This is a genomic window from Olivibacter sp. LS-1 (assembly GCF_008245145.1).
GTDB lineage: Bacteria > Bacteroidota > Bacteroidia > Sphingobacteriales > Sphingobacteriaceae > Olivibacter > Olivibacter oleidegradans.
This window is the reverse complement of the sequence record NZ_CP041643.1, coordinates 4,211,852-4,237,097: the sequence shown is the minus strand read 5'-3', so window position 1 is coordinate 4,237,097 and position 25,246 is coordinate 4,211,852. Positions and strand designations below refer to the sequence as shown.

At 38.8% G+C, this 25,246-nt stretch carries 25 protein-coding genes and 1 tRNA gene; 15 read left to right on the top strand and 11 right to left on the bottom strand.

The genetic code is table 11. From position 1 onward, the window contains the following. Window positions 1-104 precede the first annotated feature (104 nt). Window positions 105-926 (top strand): arylamine N-acetyltransferase, encoded by an 822-nt coding sequence (locus FKG96_RS17450; protein ID WP_130855734.1) that lies wholly within the window; start codon window positions 105-107, stop codon window positions 924-926. Window positions 927-998: 72 nt separating this feature from the next. On the opposite strand, the gene FKG96_RS17445 is transcribed toward FKG96_RS17450, so the two are convergent. The 7 genes from FKG96_RS17445 to FKG96_RS17415 all read right to left on the bottom strand — a co-directional run bounded on the left by FKG96_RS17445 (window position 999) and on the right by FKG96_RS17415 (window position 12,566). Beyond that, window positions 999-2,126, bottom strand: coding sequence for an efflux RND transporter periplasmic adaptor subunit (locus FKG96_RS17445; protein WP_130855735.1), 1,128 nt, complete (start codon window positions 2,124-2,126; stop codon window positions 999-1,001). Window positions 2,127-2,138: 12 nt separating this feature from the next. Next, window positions 2,139-5,417, bottom strand: coding sequence for an efflux RND transporter permease subunit (locus FKG96_RS17440; RefSeq protein WP_149105727.1), 3,279 nt, complete (start codon window positions 5,415-5,417; stop codon window positions 2,139-2,141). A 49-nt stretch (window positions 5,418-5,466) separates the two neighbouring features. Further along, window positions 5,467-6,825 carry a TolC family protein gene (locus FKG96_RS17435; RefSeq protein WP_013667306.1) on the bottom strand — a complete coding sequence of 453 codons (1,359 nt, stop codon included), beginning with the start codon at window positions 6,823-6,825 and terminating at the stop codon, window positions 5,467-5,469. A 148-nt stretch (window positions 6,826-6,973) separates the two neighbouring features. After that, window positions 6,974-8,308, bottom strand: coding sequence for a HAMP domain-containing sensor histidine kinase (locus FKG96_RS17430; RefSeq protein ID WP_130855737.1), 1,335 nt, complete (start codon window positions 8,306-8,308; stop codon window positions 6,974-6,976). 15 nt (window positions 8,309-8,323) lie between these two features. Continuing rightward, window positions 8,324-9,007: a response regulator transcription factor gene (locus tag FKG96_RS17425; protein WP_013667304.1), complete on the bottom strand. Its 684-nt coding sequence runs from the start codon at window positions 9,005-9,007 to the stop codon at window positions 8,324-8,326. Window positions 9,008-9,200: 193 nt separating this feature from the next. Then, window positions 9,201-11,783 (bottom strand): phosphatidylglycerol lysyltransferase domain-containing protein, encoded by a 2,583-nt coding sequence (locus FKG96_RS17420; protein WP_130855738.1) that lies wholly within the window; start codon window positions 11,781-11,783, stop codon window positions 9,201-9,203. Between the two features lie 129 nt (window positions 11,784-11,912). After that, window positions 11,913-12,566, bottom strand: a complete 654-nt coding sequence (locus tag FKG96_RS17415; RefSeq protein ID WP_013667301.1) for an HAD family hydrolase — start codon at window positions 12,564-12,566, stop codon at window positions 11,913-11,915. Window positions 12,567-12,655: 89 nt separating this feature from the next. On the opposite strand from FKG96_RS17415, the gene FKG96_RS17410 reads away from it, so the two are divergent. The 3 genes from FKG96_RS17410 to FKG96_RS17400 all read left to right on the top strand — a co-directional run bounded on the left by FKG96_RS17410 (window position 12,656) and on the right by FKG96_RS17400 (window position 14,775). After that, the gene (locus tag FKG96_RS17410; RefSeq protein ID WP_049795072.1) at window positions 12,656-13,297 is read left to right on the top strand and encodes a M949_RS01915 family surface polysaccharide biosynthesis protein; all 642 of its coding nucleotides are present in this window, start codon (window positions 12,656-12,658) and stop codon (window positions 13,295-13,297) included. Between the two features lie 69 nt (window positions 13,298-13,366). After that, window positions 13,367-14,365, top strand: coding sequence for an LLM class flavin-dependent oxidoreductase (locus FKG96_RS17405; RefSeq protein WP_013667299.1), 999 nt, complete (start codon window positions 13,367-13,369; stop codon window positions 14,363-14,365). A gap of 38 nt (window positions 14,366-14,403) precedes the next feature. Next, complete coding sequence (locus FKG96_RS17400; RefSeq protein WP_013667298.1) at window positions 14,404-14,775, top strand: DUF423 domain-containing protein; 372 nt, start codon at window positions 14,404-14,406, stop codon at window positions 14,773-14,775. 65 nt (window positions 14,776-14,840) lie between these two features. Here the strand turns inward: FKG96_RS17400 and FKG96_RS17395 are convergent, their stop codons facing one another. Next, window positions 14,841-15,137 carry a hypothetical protein gene (locus FKG96_RS17395; RefSeq protein WP_130855739.1) on the bottom strand — a complete coding sequence of 99 codons (297 nt, stop codon included), beginning with the start codon at window positions 15,135-15,137 and terminating at the stop codon, window positions 14,841-14,843. 336 nt (window positions 15,138-15,473) lie between these two features. Between FKG96_RS17395 and FKG96_RS17390 the strand changes: the two genes are divergently transcribed. Beyond that, window positions 15,474-15,561, top strand: a tRNA-Ser gene (locus FKG96_RS17390). A 120-nt stretch (window positions 15,562-15,681) separates the two neighbouring features. On the opposite strand, the gene FKG96_RS17385 is transcribed toward FKG96_RS17390, so the two are convergent. After that, a complete protein-coding gene (locus FKG96_RS17385; protein ID WP_130855740.1) occupies window positions 15,682-16,215 on the bottom strand; it encodes a hypothetical protein in 534 nt (177 codons plus the stop codon). 209 nt (window positions 16,216-16,424) lie between these two features. On the opposite strand from FKG96_RS17385, the gene FKG96_RS17380 reads away from it, so the two are divergent. The 3 genes from FKG96_RS17380 (at window position 16,425) to FKG96_RS17370 (ending at window position 19,175) form a co-directional block, all read left to right on the top strand. Continuing rightward, entirely contained in the window at window positions 16,425-17,459 is a 1,035-nt protein-coding gene (locus tag FKG96_RS17380) for a sensor histidine kinase (protein ID WP_130855741.1), read from the top strand. Continuing rightward, window positions 17,443-18,174: a LytTR family DNA-binding domain-containing protein gene (locus FKG96_RS17375; protein ID WP_013667294.1), complete on the top strand. Its 732-nt coding sequence runs from the start codon at window positions 17,443-17,445 to the stop codon at window positions 18,172-18,174. The genes FKG96_RS17380 and FKG96_RS17375 overlap by 17 nt, the downstream gene beginning before the upstream one ends. Window positions 18,175-18,380: 206 nt before the next feature. Then, window positions 18,381-19,175, top strand: coding sequence for a response regulator (locus FKG96_RS17370; RefSeq protein ID WP_130855742.1), 795 nt, complete (start codon window positions 18,381-18,383; stop codon window positions 19,173-19,175). Between the two features lie 116 nt (window positions 19,176-19,291). On the opposite strand, the gene FKG96_RS17365 is transcribed toward FKG96_RS17370, so the two are convergent. Then, window positions 19,292-19,726: a soluble adenylyl cyclase-like protein gene (locus FKG96_RS17365; RefSeq protein WP_130855743.1), complete on the bottom strand. Its 435-nt coding sequence runs from the start codon at window positions 19,724-19,726 to the stop codon at window positions 19,292-19,294. A 453-nt stretch (window positions 19,727-20,179) separates the two neighbouring features. On the opposite strand from FKG96_RS17365, the gene FKG96_RS26910 reads away from it, so the two are divergent. Then, the gene (locus tag FKG96_RS26910) at window positions 20,180-20,437 is read left to right on the top strand and encodes a VOC family protein (RefSeq protein WP_371719660.1); all 258 of its coding nucleotides are present in this window, start codon (window positions 20,180-20,182) and stop codon (window positions 20,435-20,437) included. Between the two features lie 142 nt (window positions 20,438-20,579). Beyond that, on the top strand, window positions 20,580-21,245 hold the full coding sequence (locus tag FKG96_RS17355; protein ID WP_168204569.1) for a 2'-5' RNA ligase family protein: 666 nt from the start codon (window positions 20,580-20,582) through the stop codon (window positions 21,243-21,245). A gap of 4 nt (window positions 21,246-21,249) precedes the next feature. Here the strand turns inward: FKG96_RS17355 and FKG96_RS17350 are convergent, their stop codons facing one another. Beyond that, window positions 21,250-21,735: a DUF1772 domain-containing protein gene (locus tag FKG96_RS17350; RefSeq protein ID WP_130855745.1), complete on the bottom strand. Its 486-nt coding sequence runs from the start codon at window positions 21,733-21,735 to the stop codon at window positions 21,250-21,252. A 181-nt stretch (window positions 21,736-21,916) separates the two neighbouring features. Here FKG96_RS17350 and FKG96_RS17345 point away from each other — a divergent pair, with 181 nt between their 5' ends. The 5 genes from FKG96_RS17345 to FKG96_RS17325 all read left to right on the top strand — a co-directional run bounded on the left by FKG96_RS17345 (window position 21,917) and on the right by FKG96_RS17325 (window position 25,123). Further along, complete coding sequence (locus FKG96_RS17345) at window positions 21,917-22,747, top strand: alpha/beta hydrolase (protein ID WP_130855746.1); 831 nt, start codon at window positions 21,917-21,919, stop codon at window positions 22,745-22,747. A 34-nt stretch (window positions 22,748-22,781) separates the two neighbouring features. Next, window positions 22,782-23,705, top strand: coding sequence for an SMP-30/gluconolactonase/LRE family protein (locus tag FKG96_RS17340; protein WP_130855747.1), 924 nt, complete (start codon window positions 22,782-22,784; stop codon window positions 23,703-23,705). Window positions 23,706-23,916: 211 nt separating this feature from the next. Then, on the top strand, window positions 23,917-24,492 hold the full coding sequence (locus FKG96_RS17335) for an RNA polymerase sigma factor (protein ID WP_013667286.1): 576 nt from the start codon (window positions 23,917-23,919) through the stop codon (window positions 24,490-24,492). 33 nt (window positions 24,493-24,525) lie between these two features. Continuing rightward, the gene (locus tag FKG96_RS17330; RefSeq protein WP_130855748.1) at window positions 24,526-24,867 is read left to right on the top strand and encodes a hypothetical protein; all 342 of its coding nucleotides are present in this window, start codon (window positions 24,526-24,528) and stop codon (window positions 24,865-24,867) included. A 31-nt stretch (window positions 24,868-24,898) separates the two neighbouring features. Next, window positions 24,899-25,123 carry a hypothetical protein gene (locus FKG96_RS17325; protein ID WP_013667284.1) on the top strand — a complete coding sequence of 75 codons (225 nt, stop codon included), beginning with the start codon at window positions 24,899-24,901 and terminating at the stop codon, window positions 25,121-25,123. The last annotated feature ends 123 nt before the right edge of the window (window positions 25,124-25,246 follow it).

Genomic DNA, 25,246 nt, shown 5'->3' with positions numbered 1-25,246 from the left:
TACTAACTTTGATCGGTAATCAGAAATAAGAATGAAGGAATAATAATTAGGAGGGGAGGGCGTTAGATGTTCTTGTTATCTATAACCATTTAATAAATTTATATATGGTTGATTTAAAAGCATATTTAGAGCGAATTCATTATACGCAGCGACCGGATACCAACCTGGAAACGTTGATGGAGATACATCGACTACATCCAAAATACATTCCCTTTGAAAATTTGAATCCGCTTACCGGAAGACCGATAAGTCTAGGCATTGAGGATATTTTCGATAAATTAATACTGTCACATAGAGGAGGGTATTGCTTTGAACATAATACGTTGTTTAAGCAGGTATTGATACAACTAGGTTTTCAGGTAAGTGGATTTTGGGCAAGAGTGATTTGGAATATAGATCCAACCCAGATAACGGCGAGAACTCATATGTTATTACATATAGTTTACGAAGGCCAAGCTTATATAGCCGATGTTGGGTTTGGGGCTATGACCTTAACGGCTCCCTTACTTTTTGCTCCTGACATTGTGCAGGAAACGCAACATGGAATCTTTCGCATTATACAAAAGGAAAAATTTTATATCCTGCAGGTATTGCAAGAGAATGAGTGGCGGTCGATCTACCAGTTTTACACAGAGGTTTTGGAGTCGATAGACTATGAAGTGGCCAACTGGTATGTCTCAACACATCCCAATTCACACTTTACAAAACAGCTTATTGTGGCGAAAGTAGATGATGATGGCCGTTATACGTTACATGATAATGTGTTGAATATTCGATATGATAGCGGAAGAAAAGAGTCGTTTCTTTTTAGTACTGCTTGTGAGGTTATTGAAGCCCTGCAGCACACTTTTAACATTCGTACTAGAGGGTTGGATAATTTGGAAGAGGTACTGTCTGCCATAATAAGTACAAAGCAAGTAAGTTAAAAAAGAGAAAACCTATAAGGAAAAGGTCGGTAGAAAGCTATTGTAACGTTATTTACAATAGCTTTTATTGCCTTATTGTATTAATTTTACAGGCGCACGTACGGGTTCCTTATCTCGTATTTCTTCTGTCGCCAATCTAACGAGTTGTGTAGATTCATTAAGGGGTCCAAAAACTTCTGATTTTCCGTCCGCTTGACGGCCGAGATTGACGGGGATCCATTTCGTACTATCGTGTTCTACTTTAATCACAAAAGTTCCTAGGGTTGAATTGAGAACCGCTTCTGTAGGCACTACAAAAGTATGCTCGGCGCCGGTAAGCGGAATTTCAACTTCTGTAATCATGCCCGGTAGCAATTGTTTATTACTATTATTAACATCCATTTCGATACGTTGTGAACGAAGACGGGGATCCAATGCGCCTGCTAACCTCGCGACTTTGGCCGTAAAAGATTCACTTGGTAAAGCTTTAACCGAAAACTTGATTTCATTTTGGCGATTCAAATAGGCTGAATATAGTTCGGGCACACTGACCACTAAACGGAGCTTGTCCTGCTGCTGTAAAGTAAAAATAGGGGCCTCAGAACCTTTACCGGAAGGACCAACATAAGCACCTGCGCTGACATTCCGCGCAGTTATAATACCCGAAAAAGGTGCCCTTATTTCAAGATAATTTTTTGTGTCGCCGACCTCGCGATAGGCAGCCTGTGCCGCTTTAAATTGCGCAAGATCTGAATTCTGTTTAGCCAATGCTAAATCGAGATCGTTTTGTGATACCGTCCCCGGTGTTTTGCTGGTTTCCAGTAACCGTTGATAAGTAGCTTTACTTGCTAGATAAACAGCTTCTTGCGATTTCAGGCGGGATTCAGCTCCTGCTAGTTGTGAATTCAATTCGGGCGCTTCCATTGTAGCGAGTATTTGCCCTGCAGATACGACACTGCCGACATCCACATTTAGCTTTTTTACGAAACTACTAACTTTGGCGTATAAATCCACTTGTTGATAGGCAATAAGCTCTCCGGGAATTTTAATAGAAGAAGAAAGTTGGCCTTTGCTCAATTTAAATATTTCCAATGGAGCCGACTCCTCCTTTGCTTTTTGATTTTCGGCCTCCGCTTTTTGTATAGGTGAGGTGCACCGAGCCAACATGCAGGTTATGCTCAATAAACCGCTGGTCAATAAAACAAATCTGTAAGAGTTCATATTTGAATTTTTTTAATTTTTAGTAATAGATGGAATGTAATGAATACTTTCTTCGTCTTCCGGATCAAGAGACACACTTTGTGTGCTGGCTTTACCTTGCCCCCAGGCGAATACCAACGGCAGGATAAAAAGTGCCGCAAAAGTCGACGCCACAAGGCCCCCGATCACAGCTCTACCCAAAGGAGAGGATTGGTCACCGGCCTCTCCCAATCCACTGGCCATCGGAATCATACCAACCACCATGGCCAATGCCGTCATTACAATAGGTCTTAATCTGAGTGAGGCAGCCCCTGTTGCCGAAGAAATAGCATCTCCTGTCGTCTTCCGTATCTCTTCAGCATTGGTAATCAGCAAAACGGCATTGGATATTGATACGCCCACCGACATGATCATACCCATATAAGATTGCAAATTTAAGGTAGATCCTGTTAATAATAGAAGACCGATAGAACCTAAAATAACTGCAGGGACGGTTGCTAAAACAATTCCAGAAACTTTAAACGATTGGAAGTTAGCGGCAAGCATTAAGAATATGACCACAATAGCCACTAATAGACCGCTTTCTAAACTGTCCATAGTTTCGGTTAGCGTATTGCTTAAACCGATCAATTCTACTTCCAAACCGCGAGGCAGTTCACCCAGTGAGGAAATCGCCTTTTCTACTTCTTTAGACGCGGTACCTAAATCCTGCTGATTAATGTTAGCCGTTACAGATAACATGGGCATCGCTCCTAAATTGTCAGTTTCACCGTAGGTTATACCCGAATTTATGGTAGCAACATCTCCCAGTACGGGTCTGGATGAATTTTTCAATAAAGGTATTTCATTGATTTCATTGATACTGTTCATTTTATTTTCCGGAATCTGTACTTGAACACTGTAACTGTTGCCAATGCGTTGGTCGATCCAAATATTTTTATCGGTATACCGCGAAGAAGACGTAGAGGCAATCAAAGATCGGGAAACGTCATTCATATCAACGCCCAATTGTGCGGCTCTTGTTCTATCTACATTAATATTGATTGATGGGTATTTGGTAGACTGCCCCAATTGAACATCTCTTAGGTAATCTATTTTTTTAAGTTTAGTAATAAGCTTTTGCGCAAATGCCTCGCTCACCTTTTTATTTCTTCCGGAGAATCGGACTTCTATTGGAGTAGGCGAACCTTGACTTAGAATTTTATCCGTTAATTCTATCGGTTCAAAGGAGGTTGTTACTTCCGGTAAATCTTTAGCAAATGCAGATCGAATGTTCTCTTTGAGTTTATCCAGGTCAGTTTTATAGTGTTCACTCAATGCTACTTGAATGACGGATTCATGTGGGCCTGCCATCCATAGGTAAATAGGACTTGTGGAGAAAAGAGATGGATGCAAACCTACATAGGCAGAGGTGATCGACACGTTCTCCGGACCTACTAACTTCTTGATAGCTTCAATGGCTTTGTTTGTCTTGCGCTCGGTTTCTTCAATTCTGGTGCCGTCGGGGGCGCGTAGGCGTACTTGGAATTGACTTCCATTTACTTTTGGTAATACGTCTCGGCCGATTTGCATCATCAATATACTTGCCAATCCACAAATAATTAAAAGATAGGCAACAACAATTGCTTTGCGATAAGGCATAATGCGTTCGATAAAACGTAAATAGCGCATTCGTATCTTCTCAAAAACGCCAATCTTTTCATTATGATTTCTGTCGGCAGTTCTGGCAGCAGCAATTTTTTGTTCGATCTGTGCGTGATGATCGTCGGTAGAAAGGCCGGCCAATTCGAGCTCTTCAGCATCGGTTAAATTCGATCCATCTGCTTTTTTGTGATGCTTTACCTTCATAATCCAGTTAGCCATAATAGGAACAAAGGTTTGTGCCAGAAAATAGGATACAATCATACTGAAGCCGATAGCCAAAGCTAGCGGTAGAAAAAGCGATCCAGGTATGCCCCCCATTGTAAAGGCTGGAGCAAACACGGCCAAAATACAAAAGAGAATTAAGAGCTTAGGAAAGGCAATTTCTTTACAGGCATCCCAAATCGCTAAAGCTTTTGGTTTTCCCATATCAAAATGCTGGTGAATGTTCTCAATGGTTACCGTACTTTCATCCACCAGAATTCCGATTGCCAAAGCCAAACCGCTCAGTGTCATTATATTGATGGTTTGCCCGAATAAATTAAGAAATAGGACCCCTGATATAATGGATGTTGGGATGGTAAGGATAACAATCAAAGCGCCACGTAGGTCGCCTAAGAATAGAATAACCATCAATCCCGTGAGTATAGCACCTATGGCACCTTCAGTTAATAAGCTTTTTACCGAATTCATAACATAAACCGATTGGTCGAATTCGTAGCTTACTTGAACATCCTCCGGCAGTTGACTTTGAATTTTTGGAACTGCGGCCTTCAGTTTTTTTACTACTTCCCAAGTGGAGGCATCAGCACTTTTTGCAACATTTAAATAGACTGAGCGTTTACCATTTACCAAGGCATAACCAGAAGTAATGTCAGCGGCATCTTCGACAGTTGCTACATCTCTCAGATAAAGGTTTTGGACACCACTTTTGAAAAGTGGTATATTTTCAAAATCTTTAACATCTTTAATCGTTGTATTAGTAGGTGTGATGTAATTTTTGTCGCCAACTCTTACATTTCCCGACGGGGCGGTTTGATTATTGATTTTCAAGGCCTCTACTAATTGGTCTGGCGTCATATTGTGGGATCGAAGTAATGCAGGGTCGGCTTTGATAACAATGGTTCTGACATTTCCGCCAAAAGGAGGGGGAGCGACTAGCCCGCTTATTGACGTAAAAGAAGAACGGACATAGGTGTTAGCTAAATCTGCCAACTCATTATTGCTTCTCGTTTTGCTACTCAATACAAGTTGGCCAACGGGCAATGTTGAGGCATCAAAACGTATAATGAAGGGTGGGTTTGATCCGGGAGGGAATATCGCTTGGATACGATTTGTGAAAGAGGCAAGCTCGGCCGCTGCCTGCGCCATATTGGTCCCTGGATAAAAGTTCAATTTCATTAGGGTTAATCCCTGTATATTCTTTGTCTCTATACTTTTTAGCCCATTCGTATAGAGGAGTATGTTTACATATTGTTTAGCAAAGAAAGACTCCATCTGCTCGGGCGTATAACCTGTAAAAGGGTGGGAAATATAAATTACAGGCATATCTAGTTTTGGGAAGATATCGATCTTAATGGAAGTAACTGCTTTTATTCCAAAGAAAAATAGCCCTGCTACTATGACCATTATGGTTATCGGTTTACGTAATGCAAAGCGAATTAAATTCATGATAGTTTATTTAGATTCTTTTTAACTGTTTTTTTTGCAGCAATAAATGCTAAGGTTCTATTTTGTTAACAAATAAGCTGAAATCGCCGGAAGCAGCAGCTTTGTATAATAAAGCCTGCCAAACGTTGTTGTAGGCGATATCACGATCCGTCTCTGCCCGTATGAGCGCATACAGGGCTTGTGTGACATCCACTAAATTGGTTAACCCATTTTTATAGAGTACCGATTTCTGCAAAAACGCGTCCGAGGCGGCTTTAACTTGGGTTGGCACTTCTCTATAATTGCTTAATGCATTTTCAATTTTCGTATCCGCTAAAACTAATTGGGCCCGGATTTGCTGATTCGCCAATTCAAATTCATCTGTTAAAGCCTGGTTCGTAAAGGTTTGTCCTTTTACTTGTTTCGAAATCCGAAGTGGTTGGGTTAAATTCCAAGTCAAACCGATCCCAATGAGATAATTTGAACGACTTGGCTTAATACCGTCGAAATAATTTTGTGTAAAAGCTTGTTGATTACTCGCGTAGTCACTTCGAAAACCTGAACCCCTGGTCTGAAAGATTCCCACAAGTGATAAGGAAGGGTAATAAAGTGTTTTTAGATACTTTTTTTGTTCTTTCCCCACATTAATACGGGATTGATACCATCTCAAAGTAGGGTGGTTTGCAATATCACTGTCGGTCGACTGTTCCATACCTGCCGGTACATGCGAAATAAAAAAACTATCTAAGGTAAATTCGGTTGGAGGAATACCCATTAATTGCGCCAGCTTGTTACTCTGTTCCTGTTCAAAATCTTTTGCTTTGGTCAATGCTATTTTAGCGTTAGATACCTCCGCATTTGCCAAGGAAGAATCTACGCCGGCAATGAGCCCATTCAATGCTCTGGTGACAACCACTTGGCGGAATGTATCGGCCCGAAAGAGATTCTTCTTATACGAAAGCGTGAGTTTTTGTGCAGCCAGAAGATTCAAATAAGCCGCTGACACTTTTACCTGATGATTGAACAGCTCCTGTTGCAAATCCATATTGTCTCGTTCGGCAACTTCTCGTGCTACTTTGATCCGCTCCTTAGCTTTTCCAAAGGAGAAGAATTCCCAATTGACATTGGCTAAATAAAGCGATCCAAACGCGGCATTCCAGTTCTGGTTTGGAAGCGGTAGCCCCGAAGAGGCTACACCGTATCCACCAAAACCATAGAGAGGTCCGTTCTGACCATTGACTGTTCCATAATCTTGTTGCGCGGATAAGACCAAGTTAGGAAGATAATCTCGTTTAGCTTGCTCAACGGAAGAAAAAGAAGCCTTGGCATAATTCGCTTTAGCCTTGACACTGCCGTAGTTGTTAATTGCTAATTCGAGGGCTTCCTTTAGAGACAATTTTTGCTGTGTCCAAGCATGTTGTGTTAACATTAATGATAATAGGCTTGAAATGCAATACCTTATTATCCAACGGAATGAATATTTCACAAAAAATAAAAGTATTAGTAGTATCTTTTGTGAAATTGGGGAATGATTTTGAAGAGAATTTGAAGGAAGTGATCAAAATGTGATTATTTTGTTATCCTAATGTAACAATTTGATTGTCCTGCCCCAAAACCGAAATACCTTCCTCTCGATCAGTCTCCGTAAGCCCAGCTCTTGGAAAATCAACGGTTAGCATATGCAACCTGTTTTCGTAAGTGTATTGGACATCAAAGTTATTCAATTCACAAATTCGTTTAACAATAGCAAGACCCAAACCTACACTGTTGCTGCACTGATTGCTTTTCTTAAAGCGTTGGAATAACTCCTCTGTTGGGAAAATCGGTTCGGGGCCGGTATTTTTTATTAAAATTCCCTTTTTATTTATTTCTAGGAAAATGGTTCCATTCTTTACATTATGCCTGATTGCATTGCTAAGCAGATTATCGAACAACATGTCCGCTAAGGCCGGATTAATTCTGACGGTAATATCAGGATCGATGTGTTGCGTTACCTTTAGCTCTTTAATTGCTATCCTATCTTCATAAATCGTGAGTAACTCAAGAACCTGTTTAGTGAAGTTTATTTCTTTGGTCGCTTCAAATTCCTGATTTTCCAGTTTCGTGAGTAAAAGGAGCGAGTGATTGATTTTTGACAACTTCTCGATCGCGTTTTGCATGTCTGCGATAAGCGATGCCTGATTTTGCTGTATGTCCGTTTCCGTAAGTAGCTCCAATTTGCTTCGTAGAACAGCTAGTGGAGTTTGCAGTTCATGCGATGCATTTTCGCTAAATTCTTTTACCAAACTATATTCTTTGATTGCCTTGTCCGTCATCTTTTTCAGAAATCGGTTCAGTTCTTGGAATTCCTTCGTATTAGTATGATTAAGCGTTAACGGCTGCTTTTTTTTAATGCTAAATTTCTGTATACTTTTCAGTGTTTGATTAAATGGAGAAAGAATCTTTTTGGATACCAAACGGACGGTTAAGAGAACCACTAAAGCGATCAATACAGTTTTCAAAATGGCCGTTAAGAGCATCCCTTTTAAAATCTGTTTTGATTGCGTTACGTAATTATAGGAAGATACTTGATAATTGATGCCATTTATGGTATAATAACAACTGACCGTTATTCGGCATTCATCGGTAACGGAAGCGGTACTGTCACATTGTTGTTTTTGTACTTGTACCCTGTTTTGGGGTAAGGCGCTGTTTATCTTCAATATAGCGATTGGTCTTCCCTGCGAATACTGATCGGGCGCAATTCCTGCTTTCAACTGCTCGGCTACTTCATTGTTGACAGCTTTTAAGCGCTCTATTTCTGAATTATCGATACGATTGCGTATGTTACTTAATGTCGTGAACATACTGATAGGCGTTACAAGTAATATTATCGCCAAAAACCACAGTGTAAATTTGTCCGCTAATTTCATTATCTGGAATTTATATCAACCCTTGTTTGTGTTGAACTTATATCCTAAACCATAAATTGTGTCAATGTAATCGTCGCCACCCGCCATATTGATTTTTTTTCGGAGATTCTTAACGTGCTGGTAAACAAAGTCTACATTGCTAAGATTATCCGTGTAATCGCCCCAAAGGTGGTTGGCAATAGCTTGTCGTGATAAAACTCTATTTTTGTTTACCAGAAAATAAAGAAGAAGCTCAAACTCCTTTCTGGTCGCATCTAGTGCTTTTCCATGTATTTTTAATTCAAAGGTATTAGTATTTAACGTGATTTCCTTAAAAGAGATGATATTATTGCCGTCTAGATTTTTTCTTCGATGTATGGCTCTCAGACGTGCATGAAGTTCCGGCAAGTGAAAAGGTTTGGTAAGATAATCATCGGCTCCTTCTTCTAGGCCCTTTATTTTATCATCTAGCGCTCCTTTGGCAGAAATAATCAATATAGAACCGTTGATGTGTTCTTCTTTTACCAAGTTGAGCAACTCGAGCCCGTTTCCATCCGGAAGCATAATATCAAGAATTATACAGTCGTAGGTAAAGAAGAGCAATTTTTCGCGCGCTTCGGTTGCGCTAAAAGCCAGCTCACAGATATAATTTTCTCCAGCTAGGTAATCATGAATACTGCTAGCGAGTTCTTTATTGTCTTCTATTACCAAAATTTTCATTTACGACTAGTTTTACATCTGATGAGCAAACCGGATGCGGGGACTTAAAAATATACTTTATAGCCAATTATCGCTTAAACTTATCGGTTTCCACAGAATAAATTAACAAAACGCTAAATAGAGCACAAGATAGAGACTAATTTTGAAAAAAATTTGAAGTGCCCTTGCCCAAAAAAAGGCGTTGCTTATTGCGTTAAGCTTTCATCACTTTATTTAAAGCAAGGGGGATATGCAGGAGATCGTAGTCGTTTGAGTAGATTAAATACTTAGTGTGCCATGTGGGATTATATTTGTCTTTAAACTCTCTTAAGCCTTTGTAATGTTTGAATTGTTGCAGTTTTTCGTAGGCGAACTTAATGGTCCGTTGTGGTATATCCGTCGGTGAGTCAATACCGGAAAAAGGAGCTAAGCCCATGTTCAAAGATTTGAACCCTTGTTGTTGAGCATACTCTATTAGTTTTATAAGAATACAATCCATATTTCCGCTAGGGGCGTCGGCTGTTTTTCTAATAAGATCATAAGTAGTCTCACCGGGCATATAATCCGGTATAATATTTAGAAAGCTCACGACCTTTTCATCCGTATTCTCTAAGGTAATAATGGTGTGCTGTTTCAATTCTGTCTCATTAAAAGCCCCCTGAGAGAAAACCATTTCTTCCCGATTGAGCATAATCAGCCATTCGTCTGAGACCGACTTTAATTTTTGGAGCAAGCCATCTTTTATTGGTGGCGTGTAAATCTTCGTAATAAAACCCTTCTTTTCGATATTATTCAAGGCATTTCTTAAGGATTTGTTGCTTTTACCTTCCAGGTTAAATCGGCTTAAGTCGACAATTGCCTCTTGCCCGATAGGAAGTGCTTTTTTCTTAATTGATCTATAGAATTCTAAATTATCCTCATCCACACGATAATAAATGGCTTTTAGACTATTTTGCTGGCAGAATCTTTCAAATGCATAAATTGTTTGCTCCTTAACTAGTGGTGAGTCAAAGCATACCGGTTCATGTAAGACAACAGCGAAGCTATTGGCTATTTTATACGCGATCATGGAATCTATATCCGCAGGAAAGAAGAATAGCTTGTCATTGGCAAGCTTAAAATGATCAACCGCTGATTTTCCGTAATTGGTAATCACTGCATGTGCTCTAATCAATTCTTCTTCGTTTCTTTTAGTTTTAAAAATATAGGGTTGGATGAATGAATAGAATAACATTAAGATGGCAAGAGCACCGAATAAATTAATGGAATAAACAAATAGTCTGGCAAATTCCGTATGTGGATTTAGATAAGTGGTGTCTACTAGAATAAGACAAGCCAGGGTGTTAACAAACGAGTCAAGAATTGAAAAATTTTCATGAAAGTGATTGGCTTTTAAAAGATAAAAGCCTATTGTTCCATAGATTAATACAGCACAAATAACGATGAGGGAGGTAGTGATACTAAATGTTTGAAGCTTCTTATCACCTTTGATGTAATATTGTTTATAGGTAACAGATAACGTGACGATTGTGAACAGTGCCAAAGAGGCCTCTTCATAGTCGATCGCCTTGGTAAGATGACCGATAAAAGATAAAGAACTAAGTAGTAGTGCAATTAGCCAAGCATTTCTTAACCCTTTAATTAAAAATGCCGAGCAGATAAGCAGCAGTAGTCCGATCAGCAAAACCATGTAGTTAGAGAAGTGAATCGTATCATTTGGAATGAAGCGATGCAGTGTTTTAACTCTACTCGCTATAGCAGGCGTTAATACAGAAGCGATATTGACGATTCCCAGTGTGAAAAGTAGTACAGACGGAAAAATGCGTAAAATTAAATTACCCTTTTGAAAAACGAAGCTAAAAACACCCAGTAGAAGCGGTAGCCAAAATTCAAAAAGACGATATAGAAAAGTAATGGAAAGTGACTCTGTAGTACTAAAATCGAATCGGTTGAGCACCACTACTAAAGATACTTCGACGGCTCCAAGCCCCCTTAAAAAAGGTGAAATACAAAGGAACAAGGTTGCAATTACATAGCCGAGTATAGCAGCCGATACATCGTATTGTAAATGGAGAGCTTTCATAGCCAATAGTAAATGGATTATTCCAACCAGTTCAATCAATATGGAATAGAGCAATGTTAAACCTAGTTGTTGTTTGCTGAAATGTCCGTTTTTAAGTTCTAAAACAACTGCCTCAAGTGCGGGGAAGCGCGGTAATAGCCATCTATAGAAGCTGCCTTCAACATAAATATCATAACTGATATAACCGATCAAAAATAGCAGCAAACAGAGAGCCAATAAGGTTTCCCATTCACCTCCATAGCGTTGATTTGTAAAAGAAATGTATAGGATAACCGGAAAGGCGAATAAGACAACTGATATGATTCCGATAACACCGTATATATAGGAAGCAAAATTTATCTTTGTTTTACTGATGCCCGTTCGTTCAATTTCTTTCGTAAAAAAAGCTAAGGATGTCACGCCGCCTCCCGGGAGGAATACACTTAATAAGTTTCTTTTGAGGAACAGCTGCGTGGCTAGTCGGATAGATAATGTTTTTCCAACCGTTTTGAAACTATGGACATACATGAGAGCTTGGAGTAGGATATATAGAAGTACACCGATGATGCCAATTAGTACCCATAAAGGGTCGCTTTGAACGGTCGTTTCTTTTACTTTGATCAGCTCTTCACGCTGCTGTTTTAAAAAGTAAATGCCAAATAGGACAAAAAGGAGACCTATGATTTCCTTTACGTAATAGTTATGTTGTTTAAAACGATTTATTAAGCTGCTCATTTAGGTTCAAATCTTGTTAAACTTAATAAACTTCATTTTAAGATAATACTAAGTTTGTGTTTTGGATACGTGGCGACATACTTTTGTCAATAGGCTGATAATAGAGATTTTCCGTAACAAGTACCACCTTCATTTAACTTTTTCAAGCAGCCATCCATGAAAATCTTTAACGTCATAAAACATAAAGTCGGGTGCTAAGGCTCGTAGTTTATCAGCCTCTGCAGTCTCTGCCCAAGCCGCCGCTACAATGGGAATGCCAACGTCCTTACAGGCTGTTATATCGCTGGGAGCATCGCCAACATAAATGACCTCGGTTTTCTTAAAATCAGGCATATGATTTAGTACAGCTTGAATACCCTCAACTTTTCTTGGCCCTTTCGGCGACCCGGTTTCGATCAACTTAAAAAAAGAAAGAAGATCAAAACGCTTTAGGGAAATGGCGGTGCTCAGTGCTCCTTTTCCTGTCACAAGAGCCGTTTCAACCTGATGCTTTTTTAGGTCAGCCAGCATTTCACGTATACCTTCAAACGGTTGTGGACATATTTCATGTAATACTTCGTAATTACTTAAATAGTTGGAAACGCCTTGTTGATAATGCGCCGGAGCCAGGGCCATAATAGTCCCTTCTTCTGAAGGGCCGAAAGTAGAGATGATTTCCTGATCCGAAATTGATTGGCCAATTAGTGGCTCTATAGACTCACGGAAAGCTCGAATGCAAAGTGGAAGCGTATTAGCGATCGTTCCATCAAGATCAAAAATAACTGCTTTTATTTTTTTTATCATGGCTGGTGAAATACTTGAAAATGGCTATTTATTAATCAATTTGACTAAGTTAGTTTTGTGGTGATTAAATACCAAATCTATTTGCTCTAATGAAGAATAGGAAGATTTTCTTAAAAGTAATATGCCTGGTTGGTACAATGTTGTTTATAGCCGTATCATTTGCCCAAGAGATAAGAATCTTAAATGCTGCCGAAATAGACGAAATTGCTTATGAAGGTGATTTAGATATGCCTGTATTCCGTGGCTTTGAATATAGAGATGGAGGTGGTTTATGGGATATGTTGCTTTTGGAAAATAATTATGTGGCTGGGAGTGACACAGCTACTAATTCATCCATTAAGGGGATTTTATACTTACAGGATCACGGCGGGTATTTAAAAAAAACAGAATTTAAGGACTTTATAAAGGAGGAAGAAGGAGATATTCGTTTCTGGACATCCTATTGTTCTTTTACAGATTTAGATGGCGATGGGTATATCGATCCTGTAGTCGTTTATGCTTCTTATAAAGGGAAGGATAAATCGGATGAAGAACCGCTACGAGTCAAGATATTTGTTTTTTATAAAACCGCGAAGATTGGCGTTCGTGCGCAGGAATGCGCGTTGGATGCCTGCCGTACGTTGAAATTTGATAAGAGCTACGCTGCACTGCCTTTAAGTATTCGTCGGCATGTTCTTCAATTAATGGAAATCATGAGAACGGAGCGGGGAGTGATTCTGAAAGACGGCTGACATTTTATAATAGAATTTGACTTAAAGCTTACAGCGGTAACTCACCTTAAAGGCTACATTTGTTGAACTATGACAGAACAAATTCCTTTATCAGCTCTAGAGCTGGCAGTAGTAGTGGAAGGGGGGGATGCAGGAACAGCAATAGAAAGCAGCGTAAGAGTAGCCCAGCACATCGAAGAATTAGGTTATCGTCGAATTTGGCTAGCGGAGCACCACAATATGGAACATATAGCCAGTTCCGCTACAGCCGTATTAATTGGCCACGTCGCTGGTCGTACTAAGACAATTAGGGTGGGATCCGGTGGAGTTATGCTACCCAATCATACGCCGTTGATTGTTGCAGAACAGTTCGGAACCTTAGAAACACTATATCCTGGACGTATCGACTTAGGTTTGGGGCGAGCACCTGGCACAGATCAGCTGACAGCCATGGCTTTGCGGAAAAATAATATGCACGCCGCTTTTCAGTTTCCCGATGATGTCAAAGAGTTGCAACAGTTTTTAAGTGGAGATAATGTGGACAGCAAGGTTCGAGCATTTCCCGGTGAAGGACTTGATATTCCAATATGGATATTGGGCTCAAGCACGGATAGTGCACATTTAGCAGCGCGTTTAGGCTTACCTTATGCCTTTGCATCCCATTTTGCACCCGCTCAATTTCGAGCAGCCGTTTCCATATATAAACGAGAATTCCGTCCTTCAGAACATCTGAACGAACCCTATGTTATGGCTTGTGTTAATGTTATTGGAGCAGATACGGACGAGGAGGCGGAGTTTCTTTCCTCCAGTTTGTATCGGATGTTTATTGGCATTTTGACGGATCAACGGCAGCCATTGCAACCACCGAATCCTTCTTTGGCCCTGGCATGGAGCCCCGAGGTCCAGCAAGCGGTAAATAATATGACTGCTTGTACTTTTGTGGGTAGCAAAGATACCTTGAGCCGACAATTATCGGCCTTTATTGCCGAGATGGGTATCAATGAGTTGATGGCCACTAGTTATATCTATGATCTGAATAAAAGGCTTGCCTCTTTTACCATACTGAAAGAAGCGTTACAGGGCATATAAGAATAATGCTAAATGACTTGACTAATAAATAAAAACAGATGGTTGCTCAAATTTTTGGCGCTGCTTTTGGCCTCCTTGCCGTAATATTGGGAGCCTTTGGTGCTCATGCTTTGAAAAAGAAATTTACGGTTGACCAACAGCAAAGTTTTGAAACCGGTGTAAGATACCAAATGTACCATGCAATTGTTTTGATAGGTATAGGTGAACTATACAAAGATGTGGCACTATTTCAAACAATTAGTATACTATTTATTGTTGGTGTCATCTTGTTTTCATTCAGTATTTATGGTTTGTGTCTCAGCTCTGCGTTCGGTCGTAAACTACGTTTTTTAGGGCCCATCACCCCTCTTGGTGGACTTTTCTTGGTAATTGGATGGGCTTTATTGCTCTATCAGGTTCTTTCAAAGTAACTATAAACTTTCCATATTACTTTGAAGGAATCTTATCTTACTGTCGAATAGTTAATGCCTGACTGTTATTTGTGTGTACTGACTTTTTTAAAACGATATAGATATTTACCGTTGGACGCTTGAAAAAGACTGTCTTGTTGTTGTTGCGCTTGTTGTGAGCTTAATTTAATTACGTCATAAGAAACAAACTCTTCTTTGGGTTCATCGGAGATGCGAACATTATTAATGTATTTATAGGAAGGCGTTATGCGATATAATTCGCGATTCCACGTATATATATCCGTTTCTGTCTCTATTTCAAAGTTATCCTTGCTACAGGAGCATAAGGCTAAGGCGATCAAACAATTTATTATCAATTTCATCAGTTAGATTGTTAAAAATCTTTCCGCGATTCTATGTGCCCTTAGGCAAAAAACATTCCAAGGAATATGTAGAAAGCTTAGCAATAGCGAACTTTAACATTTATTAACTAAACCGATCGCTAATAAGGGCAGATAAGCAAGAAGTTGGTGATGGCTATACAATAAGGGGGGATAGTACGCTGAAATGTATGAGATTTAGTACATTTTTTATAGGACAGCATTTTTAGTACCCTTTCGCCCCGGTCACCAAATTCACATTAGCCGAAAAATACATTTTTATTTTGGCAAATACGCCAAAACTCCTATTTTTGCAGTCCTTCAAGGTAAGGGATAAACGGAGAGTTGTCCGAGTGGTTTAAGGAGCACGCCTGGAAAGTGTGTATACCTCAAAAGGGTATCGAGAGTTCGAATCTCTCACTCTCCGCGAAAACAGGCCCGACTAGTTATCGGGCTTTTCTTTTTACCGGAAACCAACCTATTATGATTACTACTATTCCGTCAATTTGATAATCGGGGCTAACAATCTGTGAAATGAGATGCTAAGCTAAAGCGGGTATAAGCTCTTTAGTGTGCGAATACGCTTGTTATGTACCGAAATTTCTTTATAGTGCTTGTCTTTTTGTATTTGAACAAGGTAAATAACGGTACCCGGAATCTGAATTTCTCGTGCACGTAAAACAGAATAACCATCAAATTTTGAACGAATAATTTTTTTTAGATCTTCTGGAGTAGCGGATTCATTCAGGTATTTAATCGTGTGTTTCCATATACCTGTTGCACTATAACTTACCGTATAGGGAATGGTTTCCTGTTTAAACTTGGTAACCAGGCCATCATTTACTTTGTACCATCGAGCGTCAGAAATATTATAAAAATGCTTATTAAAATGTTTCAGTACAAGCCTTGAGTTAGACGATCCGATTGAGGTGAGTACGGTATTAAGTGGGGCGTCTAAATCTTCCCCTATTTCCGATCCGTTTTGCGCAACAAGCATTTGTGCCCTGCCATCGGTCGTACCGATGATCACGATAACCATTACCATAAAAGTTATCGCCGTTTTTAATAATAAACTTTTCATGATCAAATAGCATTGATTTAAAACAAAAGAAAGGTATCATTTATAGATCAGCAATTTTTTTTAGATATACGACATGTTTTTAGCCTAAATGATAATATGTCTTGATATAAGTCGTTTGTCGTTCGAAAACTGCCGTATGACAAAAAAAATGGCGTTCGACGGATATATTAGGTAACTTAGATTTAAAATGACTAGTTCCATAACCGGTGATGAAAAAGTTAAATAACCAATACATTTTTATTATTCTTTTCTGGACATTATATTTTCTATACGAATGGCTAAGTGTTCCATCCATGAGCGGAGAGTATAGGCGATATTTTATTTCAGCTTGTGTAATGGTACCTACCACCTTTATTGCGGCCATCCTAACGGTACATGTCTATTTCGCTAAATTCTATCTGAAGAGCCGCAAACGCTTGTTTTGGATTGCCTCTATGCTAACCATGTTCGTGCTGCTGATGATAAGAAGGTTATTTTATTACTATCACACATATCCACTATACTACCCCGAAGGAATGTTATTGCCTTTTTTCTATGTACCTAAGCTTATTATCGATTTTGTTAATATGTACCTTATTGTTGGTTTATATTCACTTATCTATTTTTTTCGTTCTTATTACGAACAACAAAAACTCAATGCAACCCTTCAGAAAGAAATGATCAGGTCTGAATTGGAGTTGCTTAAGCTACAGGTTCATCCTCATTTTATTTTTAATACCTTAAATAATATTTACTCATTTTCCATTCAGCAAAAACCGAAGGCGGCAGATCTTATTCATCGCCTTTCGTCTTTTTTAGATTATAATTTATACCAGGCAAAGGAAAACACTGTACCACTCATTAACGAAATAGAATACATACAGCATTATATCGAATTAGAGAAAATTCGTTTTGGCGATCGACTAGATATCTCTATAAATATCCTCTCGGAAATAGAGCATTTTTATATAAGTCCAATGTTATTGTTGCCTCTGGTAGAAAATGCGTTTAAACATGGTGCAGGCAAATTGCAAAAAGATGCTTGGATACGTATGGATATCTCGATGAAACGCGACATCTTAACCGTTAAGATTGAGAATAATTATGCTGAGCAAACAACCCAATCGGAACGCCCCGGTATTGGTTTAGACAATGTAAAAAGAAGACTGGAAATTCTCTATGAAGGAGCTCACGAAATAAGTATAATGAAGGAATCCGGTACTTTCCTAGTTGTTCTAAAAATTAAAAATGGAATCACTGCATAAAATAAAATGTATAGCGGTGGACGATGAACCGCCTGCATTACAATTATTAATTTCTTATATCGAAAAAATTCAATCACTCGAATTGGTGTTTTCTAGCAGCGACGCGCTGGAAGCTTTTAATTTTATACAACATCATGAGGTCGATATTTTATTTATTGATATACAGATGCCGGGTCTTAATGGTTTAGAATTTGTTCGTGCGTTGTTTTATCGACCGGCAGTAATCATGACTACCGCATATCGTGAGCATGCGGCAGAGGGGTTTGATTTAGATGTTTTAGATTATTTAGTTAAGCCCTTTCGATTTGAACGCTTTTTAAGAGCAGTATCAAAATATTCGCAAACGAGCGGTTCTAGTTTGGAGTTCGTTCATAAAGTTCAAAAACAAGAAGATGTTTACATGTACTTTAATGTTAACAAAGAATTGATCAAAGTTTTTTTGAAAGACATTCTTTATATAGAAAGTGTTAGAGATTATATCAAAATTGTTATGGCTGCTAAAACTATTATAACGTATCAGCGAATCAGTTATATGGAAGAAAAGTTGCCGGAGGATAACTTTATTAGAATGCACAAATCGTTTATTGTAAACCTACACCAGATTAAGGCGTATAAATGCGATCGATTGAGGGTGGGAAACGAGGTCCTGCCCGTTGGGCGATTCTATAAGAAAAGGCTGATTGAGCGATTGAACGCGGATCAATTTGGTTCTTAGAGACGGCATTGCTTGTTTCTGTAGATTTCGGGAGAAGTATTACATTTCGTATTTTGCAGCGCGAAAGAAACGCAATTATTCAGTTTTATGTGCGTTATAAGGTCATGAAAAGTATGAACAGCTGTGGATTGAAGAGAGGTGTGAAATAATTCACCTCTCACGTGGATGACCAGCTGAATTTTATTGCCACTTAAAGAGAATTTCTAATGGAAGAAAACAAAACGAGCGAGCTTAGAATCTTATTTGCCGAGGACAATGAGGTCAATCGGTTTTATCTTCGGTCTCTCTTCGAACAGCACTTTAAAGGTATGCTGATTTTGGAAGCCAAAAATGGTCGAGAAGCTGTTGAAATATATGAAGCGTATAGGCCGAATTTAGTGCTGCTTGATTTAAATATGCCGATTATGGGAGGAAATGAGGCCGCCGTAACAATTAAGCAATTAGCAGAAACAAACGGGGACAAACCTCGGATAATTGCATTGACAGGGAATTCACTCAATGTCGATGATGGGGCTCATAATCAGGAGGCGATTGATGATTATATCATCAAACCGTTTACTGCAGAAGCTCTGTTGACACTGCTATCGCCGGTTATTGTAGATGGGAAAAATATAGAAGAAAGCACGGATAACTTGGAGATTACAATAGAAGGCGACATATTACACGATAAACGGCATTTTAATTATGAGGAACTGGAGCGATCTTTAGCTAATGACAGACAATTGATCAATGAAGTTTTAACTTATGTGCTAAATAGTCTGGACACCTTCTTGCCGAGGTTTAGAAACTTAATAACTGAAGGAAATCAAGAGCAAATACAAAAACTTGCACATGAACTTCGAGGAACCGCACTCAACGCTCGCTTGCCGCTGCTTAGTGAATATGCATTATTGCTAGAAAACCAAGCGAGTTTTGATGAAGATTTTCTTCTTGAACATTTAAAAAGAATAGATGAAGAAATTAAAGATGTAAAGCCTTTGCTTGCGGCCATGCTTGACTAGAAGTAATGGATATCATTTAGATCTATTAGCAAATTTTGAGGACGTCAAAATATAGGACAAGCACGGTCCACAACTTGTTCTTTAATAGGCTCCCCATAAAATATGGGGAGTTATCGTTAAGCACCTATTAGGGTATATTCAAATCTCCGACCTATTTTTCTACCTTCAATAAAGCCATTTTTAAGAAGATAGGACAGCCTTACCGCAACTACTTTTTCCAGTTTATATGGATCCAATTCGGGTTGTGCCTGTTGTAGAACATCCAAAATATCCTCTTTGAATCCTTGTCCTACATTTGTCAATGCATAGCTGATCTTATAGTCTAGTTTGGAATGGGGATCAAAATTTTCTACCGGTTTGAGTACCTTTTTATTGGCTTTACTTTCAAGGGTATAACCGGCAGAGGAAGGGATCAGACTGGCAAGGCTATTGCTTTTATTGCCCGTAATGCCCTCAATAGTTTTGTCGATGCTTTTTATTTCCTGTAAAAGCGCTTCCCGCATTTCTTTCAAGTATTCGATTACTTGTTTTTCTTGAACTTGAGCTTTCATGTAATGTTAGTGATTGGTTTTTACAAACTTATATAATTTAAATAAATTATACAATTCGAAGGACTAAGATTGATGCATTGTTGTGGTAGAGACATCAAAAATCGTATGCTTTGTTTTTTTAAATTGTTTGTTCTGTGATAAAAGAAAGCGAATACGGATAGGCGTTTGTCGCATTTTCCTTATAAATTTCTCATAGAGCGACTGCTGTTTTTTTTATTGATCATGTAGATTCGTATCGTTACAATTTTGTGATAGAGTTTACTGCAAATTGCAGCGGAGATGGTTTAGCTTTTTTTTCAATTAACTATAGAAGAATCATTTGGCTGGTGTGAAGACTAATTTTAACAAATAATGATAAAAATACAATGAAAAGAGACGTTATATCACAAAGAATTACGACAAACTTGTGTTCGAAAAAGAAGCAGAAGAGGCGGTTCGCTTTTATACCTCGATATTCAAGATAGTAAAATTGAAAGTATCGCTCGTTATACCGAAGAGGGCTTTGAGCATCACCGAAAACCGGCAGGGTCCATGATGACCATTGAATTTACCCTTGATGGCCAAGAGTTTTTGGCATTAAATGCTGGGCCAATATTCAACGAAGCGATATCGCTCATTGTGAATTGTGAAGATCAGAACGAAGTTGATTATTATTGGAAACGTCTTTGCGAGGGCGGTGACGAAAAAGCACAAGTATGCGGGTGGCTTTAAGATAAATTTGGTGTATCATGGCAAGTTGCTTCGCTTGTGCTAAACGAAATGATTTTGGATCCGGATGTCGTTAAGGTTAATCGTGTTTTAAAAGCGATGTTTCAAATGAAAAAAATCAACATCGCTGAGTTGGAAGCAGTCTATGGCAAGTAATCAACGTAATAGAAAAACCTATATAATTGTTATATTTGCTAATATATTTAGTGTTTTGTCGTTTATGGTTTCTATTAAACATAGAGAGCTCGAATATTTGCTCGTGTTGCCGTTGCCCAAGGAGGTGGAACAACACGTTATGTATTTTAAGAATGTCTTTAAGGATACATATGATTTTCCAAACGCCTTAATCACATATCCTCACCTTACACTATTGAAGTTTATGCAGTTTGAAAACTATGAAGGAGCTATTATAAATAAGCTGATCCAATTAGCTTGTTATGTTAGCCCATTTCACGTAATTTTAAACGGTTTTAGATTTTTCGAACGGGTCTTTTACATTGACGTGGCAACGGGAAGCGTTATTTTGGATGTCGTATACAATCAACGGTCTTCGCTGCTACCACTATTACGTGCAGGTAAGAATCGCTATCATTTTACTCGCAACGCACATGTAACGATTGCAAGGGGGCTTTTACAACTACAGTGTCTGGAAATCAGTCGAAGTTGGAAGATTCCTTCATATCAAGCAGCTTTCATAGCATCCCAAATGTTATTACTAAAGAGGACGACGGCTTATAGCCCATATAAACCAGTTAATACGATTCGTTTCATAGGAAATAAGTCTTATCCAAAACAAGGTGATTTATTTTAGTGCGTTATTCTTTATCAACGCAAGCTATCGAAAGAAGGAGGAAGCTTAAAGACGCACTAACCGCACGTACGAAATTAAAGCGCACCCAGGTTGTTTGAAAAATTTCTTTTTGATTCATTAATTCTTGCTGGTTTGTCTGTTGTAAATGAAGCTTATTTAACCCTTCGTTCATGGGGACATTTACGCTCATTGTGATAATAAAGACACCTAACACATATATCAATGTAGCGAAAACAAGCAGATAGATTTTAAGCTGAGATTCTTGTCGATAAGCAAAAAAGACCTTTAGCGGTAACAATAGTAAGGGAGCCAGAAAAACGATAATAAACCAAGGATTAAGTATGACCCGATTGAACGATTGCAATGCCAACAATGACTCAAAAGCTGGTAACCTCCTCAAACCCGGCATGATGGCGTTACTCCAAGTAAAAAAAAGCCCAGACATGATCGCTGTTGCTAAGAGTGCGCATAAAGTTAGTAACTGATTCATAATCTATGTTTTAATGTTTATTGATGTACATGTAAAAATAAATTGTAACTGCCTCACAGAATAGAATAAATACGACAATTTTAGGTACTTAGGGAATAAAACGAATCATTATCGCTATTTTTAAAAAATAGTGTAATTTTAGACTTTACTCAATAATGGTTTTCCCTTAAGCAAATACAAAATGAAGCGTTGTTTTTTTGTTTTATATCTAATTCTACTAAAATTATCTGCGAATGCGCAAGTCGTTCAATATAATACGAAAGCTAACGTGTCTTATTACGAGGAGGGCTCCCGATTGGATAGCTACAAGAAGAAGCGATGCACGCTGGATATTTATTATCCCGAAAATAAAAGCGACTTTGCTACCGTTATCTGGTTTCATGGAGGTGGTTTGACAGGAGGCGAGAAGGAAGTGCCGGAAGCGCTAAAAAATCAAGGAATTGCTGTTGTTGGTGTCAGTTATAGGCTTTCTCCGAAAGTTAAAGGAAGTGACGTGATTGAGGACGCCTCAGCAGCAACAGCTTGGGTATTTAAGCATATCAAAGAGTTTGGGGGGAATGAGAAACTAATTTTCGTGTCCGGACATTCGGCGGGAGGGTACCTCGGAATGATGCTGACCCTTAATAAAGCTTACTTAAAAAAATATAATATCGACGCCAATCAAGTTGCCGGTGTGATACCATTTAGTGGTCATACCATTACTCATTTCACGATAAGGAAAGAAAGAGGAATCCGTGATGTACAGGCAGTGGTTGACGAATTTGCTCCTTTGTTTTATGTACGAGCCGATGCGCCGCCACTATTACTCATAACGGGGGACAGGGATTTAGAGCTTTTGGGAAGATACGAAGAAAATGCCTACATGGAGCGTATGATGAAGTTAGCAGGGCATAATGCGACGTCTCTTATTGAACTAGGCGGATATGGACATAATATGACTTTTCCCGCATTTCCCTTGCTGCTTAAGGAAGTCACTCGTAGGACAGAAGAGATTGTCAATCGTTTAAACTGATCCATTCCCACCTAGCGACCATTTTCTATAGATTATGAAACCAATTAATAATTGTACCCGTTTTGTTTTGATTGTCTGTTGTTTATTTCTTTATAATCACGAAGTGAATGGCTCCGCAACACCGGTAACTGATAGTAGCGAAATAGTCCTTGCTGGTGAGCAGTTACAACTCGTGGGAGATGGTTTTGCTTTTACTGAAGGGCCCGCCGCTGATCGTGATGGTAATGTATATTTTACTGACCAACCTAATAACCGTATCTGGAAATATGACTTACAGGGAAAACTCAGCATTTTTATGGAGAATGCAGGAAGGGCAAATGGGTTGTATTTCGACAAGGAAGGGGCGCTGATCGCTTGTGCTGATGAACAGAACCAGCTTTGGCGAATTGAGAACGGCGTGGTTGAGAAGTTAGTGAGGCATTATCAAGATACACTTCTCAATGGTCCAAATGACGTTTGGGTAGCACCTAACGGCTTCATTTACTTTACGGATCCTTATTACCAGAGAGATTATTGGAAGAGAAAGGCCCCTGATTTAAAAGTGCAAGCATTGTATTTGTACAAAAAAGGCGGGCACTTGGTTCGATTGGACGATCGATTCAAAAGGCCCAACGGAATTGTTGGAACGCCTGATGGCCATTATTTATACGTAGCAGATATCGGCGACAATAAAACCTATCGTTATACCTTAAAAAAGAATGGGAAGCTCGCAAAAAAGCGGCTCTTTATTCATAAGGGCTCTGATGGAATGACAATTGATACTCAAGGAAACCTTTATTTAACAGGTAAAGGAGTCACCGTCTATGATAAGCAGGGGAAGGAGATTGCACATATCTCAGTGCCGGCAAAATGGACCGCGAACGTATGTTTCGGAGGCCGTGATGGAAATATTCTTTTTATTACCGCTAGTGATAAGGTGTTTACGCTAAAAATGCGCACAAAGGGTTATAGTAAGTAGCGATAATCACTCCCACGATAGTTTTAAGTTGCTTATTTTTTTACCGGTTTCCTATTCTCTATTATCAATTTTTCAAGAATTTGCTTCACATGCTCTTCACAGGAACTACCTGCGGATATTGTTTTTGAGGGCCTTGGAACGAAGGCGAAAAATTTTAAAAAAAATTGAAATATTTCATTGACCCACTCGTCTATACAGATAAGTTAAAGAGATGGATCAGTTATCAATAGCAAAAGGCATGTCAGAAGATAAGCAGAGCAAAATCTTAACCACCATAACATCTTATGGGAAGGGGTTGCTAAGCTTTATTAGGAAGCGTGTCAAAAGTGATGCAGATGCAGAGGATATTTTGCAAGATGTGTGGTTTCAGCTAACAGCAGTCATTAATTCGGAGCCGGTAGAACAGGTAGGTGGGTGGCTTTACCGAGTGGCAAGAAACCGTATTATCGATAAATACAGAAAGAAGACAGAAACTTCTTACGATGATACCATGGAAGATGACAATGAACAATCTGTATCATTTAGTGAGTTACTTTTAGGTGTTAACGACAGTCCGGAAAAAACTTATCAAGATCGGTTGATGTGGAAAACGTTATTCAGCTCACTGGAAGAATTGCCTGCAGCACAACGTGATGTTTTTGTATGGCATGAGTTAGACCATATCCCTTTTGCGGAAATTGCGGAACGTACCGGAGAGTCCGTGAATACATTGATTTCTAGGAAGCGTTATGCTGTGCTACATTTAAGGAAACGCTTACTTGTCTTTTATAAAGAGTTGGATAAATAAATGAATCGGTAAAATTGATAAAAACATAAAGTGATGAAACGGATATTCAGAAGTAAATTTAGATTTATTGCCATACCTATACTAGCGGTTACTTTCCTGTTCTTGGTAAGTTATATCGTTATGCTATTATGGAATTTCAGTATTGCAGCAATCTTTAATATACATAGCATAAATCTTTGGCAGGCAATGGCATTATTTGTTCTTTCCAAGGTTCTTTTTGGCTTTGGCAAAGGAGGGCGAAGAGGAGGTGCACCTTGGAGCAAACGGTCAATGCGCGATAAATTTGAAAAAACGAATGAAATGGATACAGAAAAAATGAGAACCTACATGCGCGAGCGGTGGTGTGATTGGAGGAGCTTTCAAGAGGAAAAATAGAATGGAAATCAACAAAAATTAAGGAAGTATCATGAACCAAGTGTTAATTTTTAAAACGAGTGTTAATGCTCAAAAACATGTACAGCAAGTAGCTGCCTTGTTTAAATCCATTAAGTTAATCAAACAGTGGAGTTTTGATTTAGACGATTGTGATCGAGTCCTACGGGTGGTATCGTTAAATGTCCGTCCCGAAATGATTGAAAATTTATTGAGAACAGAAGGTATATATTGTGAACATATGGAGTATGAGTTGTAAATTCGACGAAGGCCAATTGCTTTTATAGGTATTCACAGATTGCATATAAAAGCAATTACTTTCTCTTTTTTTCTACAGCGTTCGCGAATGACGAGCATTTTGTCTAAGTTTGGAATTTATTTC